Consider the following 10,963-nt stretch of genomic DNA (forward strand, 5'->3'; position numbering starts at 1 on the left):
GAAGGCTTTCGAGCCCTCCTTGGCGTCGGCGGTGTCGAAGATGGGCCAACCGCGCTCGAGTTCGGACCTCAGGCCGTCGGTCTCGGTCATCTCGGCGGTCTCGTAGACGGACGCCTTGACGGCCTCGACGGCCAGCGGGCCGTTGGCGTTGATCAGCTCGGCGATCTCCAGGGCCTTCTCCAGCGCCGTGCCGTCCGGGACGACATGGCCGATCAGCCCGATCCGCGCCGCCTCCTCGGCCGGGTAGGGACGCCCGGTGAGCAGCATCTCCAGGGCGTGGGTGCGGGGCAGTTGGCGGGCCAGCCGTACGGTGGAGCCGCCGATGGGGAACAGCCCGCGCCGGACCTCGAAGAGCCCGAAGGTGGCGCCGCGGCCCGCGACCCGGATGTCGGTGCCCTGGAGGATCTCGGTGCCGCCCGCGACACAGGGGCCCTCGACGGCGGCGATCACCGGCTTGCGCGGCCGATGGTGGCGGAGCATCGCCTTCCAGTGCAGATCGGGGTCGGCCGCGAGGCGGTCGCGGACATGCTGTCCGTCCATCCGGCCGCCGCCCGCGAGCGCCTTGAGGTCCATTCCCGCGCAGAAGGCCCCACCGGCGCCGGTGAGCACCACGGAGCGCACGGCGTCGTCCTCGTCGGCCTCGGTCCAGCCGTCGTACAGCCCGACCAGCATCGGCAGCGAGAGCGCGTTCCTGGCCTCGGGCCGGTTCAAGGTGAGCACCAGGGTCGCGCCGACGCGCTCGACGATGAGGTGTTCGGTCCCGCTTGTCACGACGTCCTCCCGTCTCGAGACCTAGAACAGGTTGCAGCAGCCGGGGACCGACTTCAAGAGAAATCTGATGCTCAGTCAGATTTCTTGTTCCGCAGGCCTTCCCACCTCATCCCGGCGCGGCTCTAATGAGCGCCGAGCCGCCGGATCGAGGGGTATCGAGGGGTCAGGAGGAGTCGTGGAGTACAACCTTGCCGACCTGTTCGAGTCGATCGTCGACACGGTGCCGGGCAGAGAGGCGCTGGTGTACCTCGACCACCCCGGCACCGGGGCCGAACGGCGGCTCAGCTACGCCCAGCTGGACGCGGCCGCCAACCGGCTCGGCCACCATCTGATGGACAGCGGTATCGCCCCGGGCGAGCATGTCGGTCTGCATCTGTGCAACGGCGTGGAGTACCTCCAGACCGCACTGGCCTGTCTGAAGATCCGGGCGGTGCCGGTGAACGTCAACTACCGCTACGTCGAAGACGAGTTGGTCTACCTCTACCGCGACGCCGAGCTGGCCGCGCTGGTCTACGACGCCGAGTTCGGCGCGCGGGTGGCCGCCGCGCTGCCCCACACCGGCACCCTGCGCCATCTGGTGCGGGTCGGCACCGGGGACGACCCCGGTCCGTCCGTGGCGTTCACCGACGCCGAGGCGTCCGGGTCGCCCGAGCGCGGCTTCCCGGCGCGGTCCGCCGACGACCGCTTCATCATCTACACGGGCGGCACCACCGGGATGCCCAAGGGCGTGGTCTGGCGGCAGGAGGACCTCTTCTTCTCCGGACTGGGCGGCGGCGCTCCCACCGGCCGGCCCGTCGAGCGCCCGGAGGAGCTGGCCGAGCGGGTGGCCGCGGGCGGCGAGGGGCTGGTCTTCTTCCCCACCCCGCCGCTGATGCACGGAACCTCCACCCTTACGGCCTTCATCGCGTTCAACTTCGGCCAGAAGGTGGTGCTGCACCGGAAGTTCATGCCGGAGGCGGTGCTGAGGACGATCGAGAAGGAGAAGGTCACCGCGGCCTCGCTGGTCGGCGACGCGATGCTGCGGCCCCTGGTGGACGCCCTGACCGGCCCCCTCAAGGGCACCGATCTCTCCTCGCTGCTCAGCGTCAGCAGCTCGGGCGCGATCCTCTCGGAGACCGTACGAGCCCAGTTCGCCGAGCTCTCCCCGCACACCCTGCTGCTGAACAACTTCGGCTCCTCGGAGTCCGGGTTCAACGGCACGGCCACCGCCGACTCCGGCCCCGAGAAGGGCTTCCGGCTGCGCGTCAACGCCCGTACGACGGTGGTGGACCCGGCGACCCTCGCCCCGGTCGCGCCCGGTGAGCCCGGCCGGATCGCCCAGCGCGGCCATGTGCCGCTCGGCTACTACAACGACCCGAAGAAGACCGCCGAGACGTTCTTCGAGGCGGGCGGGGAGCGCTGGGTGCTGCTCGGCGACATGGCGACCGTCGACGAGAACGGTGTGATCACCGTCCTCGGGCGCGGTTCCCAGTGCATCAACACCGGGGGCGAGAAGGTTTATCCGGAGGAGGTCGAACAGGCCCTGAAGGCCCATCCGGATGTGTACGACGCGCTGGTGGCGGGCGTTCCGGACACCCGCTGGGGCCATCGCGTCGCGGCCGTCGTCCAGCCCCGGGCGGAGGCGTCCGGGCTCACCGCCGACGCGGTCCGCGCCCACTGCCGGGAGCGGCTCGCGGGCTACAAGATCCCCCGTACGGTCGTCTTCACCGACCGTATCCAGCGCTCCCCCAGCGGCAAGGCGGACTACCGCTGGGCGCGGGCGGTGGCGGCGGGAGCGGACCAGGACGCCTCGCACGGTGGATGAACCGCCGCGCCGACTAGGCTGACCGGGTGCCCCTTCCACCTGTGACTCCTGCGACTCCCGTGGCTCCCGCAACGGCCGGTCTTCCTCCTGTACCCCTCGCCGACGGGATCACGATGCGGATCGCCGCCGAGGACGACGCCGAGGCGCTCGCGGACGCGTTCACGCGCAACCATGAGCATCTGCGCCCCTCCAGCCCACGGCGGGACGAGAGCTTCTTCACCGCCGACGGCCAGGCCGCCCGGCTGCGGGACCAGCTGGAGCAGTGGAAGTCCGGCCGGATGGTGCCCTGGGTGCTGGCCGGCGGCGAGCGGATCCTGGGCACGGTCACGCTGTCGCACATCGTCCTCGGGCCCTGGCGCAACGCCCATCTCGGCTACTGGATCGACGCCGGGCACGTCGGCCGCGGGCTGGCCACCCTGGCCGTCCGGTCCGTCTGCCGGACGGCCGATGAGGGGCTCGGGCTGCACCGGATCGAGGCCAGCACACTGGTGGAGAACGTTCCGTCCCAACGCACCCTGCTGGGCTGCGGATTCATCCGGATCGGCATGGCGCCGGACTATCTGCACATCGCCGGCGCCTGGCGGGACCATCTGCTCTTCCAACGCGTCCTGAACGACCGTCCCGTGCCCTGACCGCCGCCTTACGGCGCTCCGCGCTCGCACGCCGAGGGCAGCGAGCGGCCCAGCGCCACGGTGTGCAGCGGGTCCAGATGCCGCCCGTGGACCACGGCGGCGGCTCCGGCCGTGAGGTGCCCCACGCAGGAGGGGGACTCACGCACGGCCGCCGAGTCCGCGATGGCGCGTACGAGTTCACCGTTGATCCGGTTGATCTCCAGCCGGACGCGCCCGAGGTCGGGGCGTTCGGTGGGCGCCTGTGAGGGGTCGGCGTCCCAGCGGCTGTAGAGGCCGCGCTGGACGACCTTGCTGGCCTCGATCTGGTCGCGGAAGATCTTCGAAGTGGCCACCGGGTCGGCGCCCAGCTCCTCGGCCTGCCGCGCCACCGCCTCCAGCACCTCCCGCTCCCGCGCCGGGTCGTCGATCGGGCTGTCCGTGCCCCACTTCGCGGCGGCGACCTCGTCGGCCACCAGCACCCGCTGCGCGGACAGTTCGACCAGCGGCCGCAGGGTGCCGTGCCGGACACGGGCCGGGCCGGCCGGTGCGGCCACGGCGGCGGTGGCCCCGGTCGCCAGCACGGCGGTGGCCAGTACGGCGATCAGCGCATGGCGCGGGGACGGATACGGTCGCATGGGCGGGGTTCCTCTCTCGGCGGTATGGGCGGCCCGCGCCATCGTCCAGGCGGCCGGGTTGGCGGGTTGGCGGGTTCTGGAACGATAGGGCGCAGCACCGCGAGCACGCCACGGGGCCGGTCCCGTGGGAAGCGGAACCGGCCCCGTCAGCACTGGCCGGCTCAGGCGGGCTGTGGCGGCCGGGCCAGCTCGGCCTGGCCGAACAGCAGGGCGTAGCCCTCGGGCAGCTGGCCGAGGATGCGGCGCAGCAGCTCCGGGCCCGCCACCCGCCCGATGATTCCCAGCACCGATCCGGCGTCCCAGCGGGCCGTCGCCCGGGTGGATCCGGGGGTATGCGCGGCGATGTCCTTGACGAATCCCCAGCCGGTCAGCCGCTCGGAACCGGGGATCTCGGCGGCGAGCACCCGCGCCGCCCTCCGGGGCAGTGCCGCGGCGAGGGCGACCCGTTCCTCACCGGTGAGCTGACGTCCCAGGGCGGCCAGCACGGTGCGGGTGACCTCCTCGGCCCTTTCTCGGGTGGAGTAGAGGCCGTCGTACCGCACCGCCTCGATCAGCTCGTCGTACGTCATACCGGGCTCCTGCGGCCCCGGGCGACGCTGCTGGAACATGGGTGTGAAGGTGCCTTTCTCGTGAAGGGGTGGGGATGCGTCAGGCGGTCAGCTGGTGGGGCGCGCCCGTCCCGTCGCTGATCTTGATCTTGCGCGGCTTGGCCTTCTCCGAGACCGGCAGGCGCAGGGTGAGGACCCCCGCGTCGTACGAGGCGTCGATCCGCTCGGTGTCGAGGGTGTCCCCGAGGATGAGCTGACGGGTGTGGAGGCCGGACGGGCGCTCCGAGGCGATCATCTCGGCGCCCTCGGGGGCCGGGGAGCGGCGCTCGGCGCGGACGGTCAGCACATTGCGCTCGACATCGAGGTCGATGGTGTCCGGATCGATGCCCGGGAGATCGAAGTGGACGACGAACTCGTCGCCCGCGCGGTAGGCGTCCATCGGCATGGCGGCCGGCCGTACGGCGGTGCCGAGCAGCTGCTGGGACAGTCGGTCGAGTTCCCGGAAGGCGTCGGTGCGCATGAGCATCACAGATCACTCCTTTTCGTATCGCGCTGCGTGCGATGCCCTATGCCTTTTTATATAGCGCGAGCGACATTAAGTTGACAACCCCACACTCAATGCGGGGCCTGACCTGCATCGACCGCACCTTCCCAGTACGGCTCGCGCAGCCGCCGCTTGTAGAGCTTGCCGTTGGGGTCGCGTGGCATCTCGGCGATGAACTCCACCGACTTGGGGCATTTGTAGCCCGCGAGCCGGGTGGTGCAGTGGGCGAGGATCTCCTCGGCCAGACCGGGCCCCGGCGCATGCCCCTCGGCGGGCTCCACGACCGCGATGACCTGCTCGCCCCAGTCCTCGTGGGGGATTCCGAAGGCGGCGGCGTCGGCCACGGCCGGATGGGTGAGCAGCGCGGCCTCGATCTCGGCGGGGTAGATGTTGACCCCGCCGGAGATGATCAGGTCGATCTTGCGGTCGCGGAGGTAGAGATAGCCGTCCTCGTCCAGGAGGCCGAGGTCGCCGACGGTGAAGAAGTCGCCGATGCGGTTCTTCTCGGTCTTGGACTTGTCCTTGTGGTAGGCGAAGCCCCCGGTGCTCATCTTCATGTAGACGGTGCCGAGTTCACCGGCGGCGAGCCGGGTGCCCTCGTCGTCGAAGATGGCGATCTCGCTGATGGGCCAGGGGCGGCCGACGGTCCCCGGCTTCTTCAGCCAGTCCTCGGCGGTGGCGAAGGCGCCGCCGCCCTCGCTGGCCGCGTAGTACTCCTCGACACAGCCGCCCCACCAGTCGATCATTCCGCGTTTGACGTGGTCGGGGCAGGGCGCGGCGCCATGGATGGCGTGGCGCATCGACGAGACGTCGTAGGACCGCTTGACCTCGTCGGGGAGGGCGAGCAGCCGGTGGAACTGGGTCGGCACCATATGGGTGTGCGTACAGCGGTAGGTGTCGATCAGGCGCAGCATCTCCTGGGGCGTCCACTTGTCCATGAGGACCAGGGGATGGCCGATGTGCAGCGAGGAGCTCGCGAACTGCAGAACGGCGGTGTGGTAGAGCGGTGAGCACACCAGATGGACGTGGTCGGGCTCCTCGGCGCGCGGGGTGATGCCGAAGAACCGCAGGAAGCCGCCGAGGTGGCTCTCCTCGGGGAGCTTTCCGGTCAGCGCACGGCGGATTCCGCGCGGCCGGCCCGTGGTGCCGGAGGTGTAGTTCATCACCCAGCCCAGCTCGCGGTCGGCGGGCGGCTCCTCCGGCTGCCCCTCGAGGAGCTCGGCGTACGGGCGGAAGCCGTCGATGGCACCGACGGCGTAGCGGTGGGTCGCGGGCAGCCCGGCCTCGTCGGCGGCCGCGGCCGCCTGCCCGCCGTAGCGCTCATGGGCGATCAGCACCTTGGCGCCGGAGTCGGAGACGATCCAGGCGATCTCGGGGCCGACCAGATGGTGGTTGACCGGCACCAGATAGAGCCCGGCCTGGGTGGCGGCGAGCGCGGCGACGAAGAACTCCACCCCGTTGGGCAGGACGACCGCCAGGGCGTCGCCGCGGCGCAGCCCGGCGGCGCGCAGCCCGGCGACGAGCCGGTTGCACGCGCTGTGCAGCCGCCCGGCGGTCCACTCCTCGCCGTCCGGGGCGATGAGCACGATGCGGTCGGGCTCGAGCGCGGCCTGGGCCCAGAAGCCGTTGGGTGTAGGGGACATGGCGGTCCGGTCCTCCTTCTGACGGCGGGGTCGGGGAATGTGGAACGGGAGTGGTCGAACGGGGGTGTGCGGGGCGGGCGCGTCAGGCGCGTCCGGCGATGCGGTTGACGCGGTCGATGGCGCGCTCGAAGCCGCGGGTCAGATCGTCGAAGACCGCTTGCACCGGGCGGACGGAGTCCATCCGGCCGACGATCTGGCCGACGGGCGTGCCGAGCAGCGGTTCCACCTCGTACTTCTGGATGCGTGAGACGGCCTCGGCCACCAGCAGCCCCTGGAGCGGCATGGGCAGCGGACCCGGGCCGTCCGGGTCCTCCCAGGCGTCGGTCCACTCGGTGCGCAGCTGGCGGGCGGGTTTACCGGTGAGGGCGCGGGAGCGCACGGTGTCCCCGGATCCGGCCGCCAGCAGCTTGCGGATGAGGGCCGCCGAATGGAGTTCGGCCTCCTCGGTGGTGAGCCAGAGGGAGCCGATCCACACGCCCTGGGCGCCGAGGGCCAGCCCGGCGGCGATCTGCTCGCCGCTGCCGATGCCGCCCGCGGCGAGCACGGGCAGCGGGTCCACGGCCCGCACCACCTCGGGGGTGAGCACCATGGAGGCGATCTCGCCGGTGTGGCCGCCCGCCTCATAGCCCTGGGCGACGATGACATCCAGCCCGGCCTCCTTGTGGTGGAGGGCGTGGCGGGCGCTGCCCGCGAGGGCGGCCACGAGGATGCCGTGGTCATGGGCGCGGGCCACGACATCGGCCGGGGGTGAGCCCAGGGCGTTGGCCAGGAGTTTCACGGGGTAGTCGAAGGCCACGTCGAGCTGGCTGCGGGCCACCTGCTCGAGCCAGCCGGTGATCCGCCAGCCGGACGCCTCGCCCTCGGCGAGCTCGGGGACGCCGTGCTTGGCGAGGGTCTCCCGGACGAAGGCGCGGTGCCCCTCGGGGATCATCGCCTCGATATCGGCCTCGGTGACCCCCTCCACCTTCTTCGCGGGCATCACGACGTCCAGGCCGTACGGTCTGCCGTCGGTGTGCGCTTCCATCCAGTCGAGGTCGCGGGCCAGCTCCTCGCCCGCGCCGTAGCGGACCGCGCCGAGCACACCGAAGCCGCCGGCCCGGCTGATCGCCGCGGCCACGGCGGGGAACGGCGTGAAACCGAAGACGGCGTGCTCGACACCCAGCCTTGTGCTCAGCTCCGTCTGCATGAGCGGCAGGATGCCGCAGGGCGCCGGACGAAGGAAGAGTTTTTCTGACGCTACGTCAGATTCGGAGCAGGAAAACCGCGCACCGGGCCGTCCGGAGGGCTCTCGGGGTCACTTCTCCAGCACCGCCATGGCGGCGTTGTGCCCGGGGATTCCGCTCACCCCGCCGCCGCGCACCGCACCCGCGCCGCACAGCAGCACATTGGCGTGGCGCGTCTCCACGCCCCAGCGGCCGGTGCCCTCCTGGGCGTACGGGAAGGCCAGGTCCCGATGGAAGATGTTGCCGCCGGGCAGCCGCAGGTCGGCGTCCAGGTCCAGCGGGGTTTTGGCCTCGATGCACGGCCGCCCGTCGGCGTCCTGGGCCAGACAGTCGGTGATCGGCTCGGCGAGATGGGCGTCCAGCTCCGCGAGGGTGGCGCGCAGCAGCGCGGTGCGCGCCGCGTCGTTGTCCTCGGTGAACAGCCGGGCGGGGGTGTGCAGTCCGAACAGGGTCAGGGTCTGATAGCCCTCGCGGGCGAGTTCCGGGCCGAGGATCGACGGATCGGTCAGCGAGTGGCAGTAGATCTCCGATGGCGGCCGGTGCGGCAGCTCCCCCGCGGCCGCCTGGCGGTACGCCTCCTCCAGCGCGCCGTACCCCTCGGCGATGTGGAACGTCCCGGAGAACGCCTCGCGCGGGTCCACCTCGCGGTCGCGCAGCGCGGGCAGCCTGCGCAACAGCATGTTCACCTTCAGCTGCGCCCCTTCGGCGGGCGGGGCGGGCGGCTGCTCGCCCAGCAGCCGGGCCAGTTCGCGCGGCGCCGCCCCGACGAGCACATACCGGGCGGCCGCGGTGCCCTCCCCCGCCTCGCCCTCGTACCGCACCTCGGCCGAGGTGCCGTCGGTGGCGATCGACGTGGCCTCGCGCCCGGTCACGATCCGCGCGCCCGCCGCGCGGGCGGCGTCGGCGAGGGCATCGGTGAGCGCGCCCATGCCGCCGACGGGGACGTCCCAGTCGCCGGTGCCGCCGCCGATCACGTGGTAGAGGAAGCAGCGGTTCTGACGCAGCGACGGGTCGTGGGCCCGGGCGAAGGTGCCGATGAGCGCGTCGGTGAGGACCACGCCTCGGACGAGGTCGTCGTCGAACGCGGCCTCGATCGCCTCCCCCAGCGGCCGCTCGAACAGCGCCTGCCACGCCGCGTCGTCCCCGATCCGCGCCCGCAACTCCTCCCGGGTGGGCAGCGGCTGGGTCAGCGTGGGGAAGACCCGCTCGGCGACGCGCTGGGTCATGCCGTAGAACCGCTCCCAGGACGCGTACTCCCGCTCCGACCCGGTCAACCGCTCGAAAGCGGCGCGCGTCCTGCTCGTGGCGGCGGTGTCCACCAGCAGCCCGGTGGGGCGCCCGCCCCGGACGTCGGGCGTGTACGAGGACACCGCGCGCTTGCGCACCGCGAAGCGCAGTCCGAGGTCGTCGACGATCCGCCGCGGCAACAGGCTGACCAGGTAGGAGTAGCGGGAGAGCCGTGCGTCCACCCCGGGATAAGGCCGCGTGGACACGGCCGCGCCACCGGTGTGGCCGAGGCGCTCGAGCACCAGCACGCTCCGCCCGGCGCGGGCGAGGTACGCGGCGGCGACCAGACCGTTGTGACCACCGCCGACGATGACGACGTCGTACGCATCGCTGTGAGACATGCCCTCTGGTTAGCACGCGGTGATCGCCGGGGCCAGGCCGCCAGGGGGTCACCTCCGCCGCAGGGGATCACCTCCGCCGCCGGAGGTCACTCGGCCCGCGCTCGCCGCCCCGCCGTTTCGGCCGCCTCAGCTGTCTCGGCCGTTTCGGCCGTTTCGGCCGAAACGGCCGTCTCTTCGCGGCGGCCCAGCCGCTCCAGGCAGTGCGCCTCGTCGCCGCGGCTGACCAGGGTGTCGGGATGGTCGGGGCCGAGGACGCGCACGCGGGCGCGGGTCACCCGGCGGTAGCCGGCCAGCGCGTCGGACCAGCGGCCGAGCCAGCCCAGGGCGACGGCCACCTCGCGACGGCTGACCAGGGTGTCGGGGTGGTCCGGGCCCAGCGCGCGCTCGCGCAGGGCGCAGACCTCCCGCGCCTCGGCGAGCGCCTCCTCCCAGCGGCCCAGCCGCCCCAGGCCGACACCGAGGCCGTGCCGGGCGCGCAGGGTCTCCGGATCGGCGGGGCCCTGGGCGCGGGTGCGGTCCTCGACCAGGGCGCGGTAGACCACGAGGGCCTCCTCGCCCCGGCCCAGCCGCCCCAGACCGGCGCCGATCTCGTAGCGGGCCGCGAGGGTGTCGGGGTGGTGGGGGCCGAGGGTGCGGGCGCGGGCGGCGGCCACCTCACGGAAGATGCCGAGGGCTTCGCCCCAGCGGTCGAGGCGGCCGAGGGCGCATGCCACCTCGTAGCGGGTGACGAGCGTGTCGGGGTGGTCGGGGCCCAGCACCCGGGCGCGGGCCGCGGCCACCCGCTCCGCCATCCAGTACGCCTCCGCCCGGCGCCCCAGACAGCCCAGGTTGAAGGCGAGGTTGTGGCGGCAGCGCAGGGTGTCGGGGTGGTCGGCGCCCATGGTGCGCTCGCGGGCGGCGAGCACGGCGGTGTAGACGTCCTGGGCCTCGGTGAAGCGGCCGAGGCGGCCCAGGGTGAACGCGGTCTCCTGGCGGGCGGCGAGGGTGTCGGGATGGTCGGGGCCCAGGACGCGCCGGCGGCCCGCCGCGACCCGCTCGTACTCGCGCAGCGCGTCGCCCGGGCGGCCCAGGTTCCCGAGGGCGAAGGCGATCTCGTAGCGGCTGGCGAGGGTGTCGGGGTAGTCCGCGCCCAGCGCGCGCTCGCGCTCGGTGGCCACCGAGCGGTGGGTTTCCACGGCCTCGGCCCAGCGGCCCGTCCGCCCCAGGTCCAGCCCGGCGCGGTGCCGCTCGGCGAGCCGGGCCCGCACCCCCGGCGGGGTCGGCGCGGCGGAATCAGCGGTGGCGCGGCCCCCGGTCCAGGCGCCGGTGAGCGCGGCCGTCGCGTCGGGCGGGGTCGCCGACAGCAGTCCCACACCGCCGGTGTGCGCCTTGGACCCGGTGGTCATACGGCGGGCCCAGGCCGGGAGGCGGGGCGCCGGCGGCCCGGCGGTGAAAAGGCGCGGAGCAGGCGGTCCCGCGGCCGGAAGCGCGCCGCGCGGCTCGGGGAACGGCAGTGGCCGCCGGGATGCGCGCTCCGGGGCGATCCGCCCGGCGAACTCGGCGGCGTCGCGCGGACG

The 10,963-nt window shown here is 72.9% G+C and carries 10 protein-coding genes; 2 read left to right on the forward strand and 8 right to left on the reverse strand.

The annotated features are described in order from the left end of the window. On the reverse strand, positions 1 to 771 hold a 771-nt coding region (locus GWI24_RS31680; RefSeq protein WP_210949449.1), incomplete at its 3' end, for a crotonase/enoyl-CoA hydratase family protein. A gap of 175 nt (positions 772 to 946) precedes the next feature. Between GWI24_RS31680 and GWI24_RS31685 the strand changes: the two genes are divergently transcribed. After that, positions 947 to 2,575: an acyl-CoA synthetase gene (locus GWI24_RS31685; protein WP_210949450.1), complete on the forward strand. Its 1,629-nt coding sequence runs from the start codon at positions 947 to 949 to the stop codon at positions 2,573 to 2,575. 59 nt (positions 2,576 to 2,634) lie between these two features. Further along, a complete protein-coding gene (locus tag GWI24_RS31690; RefSeq protein ID WP_374103363.1) occupies positions 2,635 to 3,207 on the forward strand; it encodes a GNAT family N-acetyltransferase in 573 nt (190 codons plus the stop codon). 8 nt (positions 3,208 to 3,215) lie between these two features. On the opposite strand, the gene GWI24_RS31695 is transcribed toward GWI24_RS31690, so the two are convergent. From GWI24_RS31695 to GWI24_RS31725, 7 genes are all read right to left on the reverse strand, one after another. Continuing rightward, entirely contained in the window at positions 3,216 to 3,821 is a 606-nt protein-coding gene (locus GWI24_RS31695) for a chorismate mutase (RefSeq protein ID WP_210949451.1), read from the reverse strand. A 161-nt stretch (positions 3,822 to 3,982) separates the two neighbouring features. After that, positions 3,983 to 4,429 (reverse strand): DUF2267 domain-containing protein, encoded by a 447-nt coding sequence (locus GWI24_RS31700; protein ID WP_210949452.1) that lies wholly within the window; start codon positions 4,427 to 4,429, stop codon positions 3,983 to 3,985. 40 nt (positions 4,430 to 4,469) lie between these two features. Further along, positions 4,470 to 4,895: an Hsp20/alpha crystallin family protein gene (locus GWI24_RS31705; RefSeq protein WP_210949453.1), complete on the reverse strand. Its 426-nt coding sequence runs from the start codon at positions 4,893 to 4,895 to the stop codon at positions 4,470 to 4,472. An 89-nt stretch (positions 4,896 to 4,984) separates the two neighbouring features. After that, positions 4,985 to 6,556, reverse strand: a complete 1,572-nt coding sequence (locus GWI24_RS31710) for an acyl-CoA synthetase (protein ID WP_210949454.1) — start codon at positions 6,554 to 6,556, stop codon at positions 4,985 to 4,987. Between the two features lie 82 nt (positions 6,557 to 6,638). Then, positions 6,639 to 7,742 carry a nitronate monooxygenase family protein gene (locus GWI24_RS31715; protein WP_037958637.1) on the reverse strand — a complete coding sequence of 368 codons (1,104 nt, stop codon included), beginning with the start codon at positions 7,740 to 7,742 and terminating at the stop codon, positions 6,639 to 6,641. Between the two features lie 108 nt (positions 7,743 to 7,850). Next, the gene (locus GWI24_RS31720) at positions 7,851 to 9,407 is read right to left on the reverse strand and encodes an NAD(P)/FAD-dependent oxidoreductase (protein WP_210949455.1); all 1,557 of its coding nucleotides are present in this window, start codon (positions 9,405 to 9,407) and stop codon (positions 7,851 to 7,853) included. Positions 9,408 to 9,493: 86 nt separating this feature from the next. Next, positions 9,494 to 10,963: tetratricopeptide repeat protein (locus tag GWI24_RS31725; RefSeq protein ID WP_210949456.1), on the reverse strand; the 1,470-nt coding region annotated here is incomplete at its 5' end.

The sequence above is a fragment of the Streptomyces sp. MK37H genome (assembly GCF_018035285.1).
In the GTDB taxonomy this organism is placed as follows: Bacteria; Actinomycetota; Actinomycetes; order Streptomycetales; family Streptomycetaceae; genus Streptomyces; species Streptomyces endocoffeicus.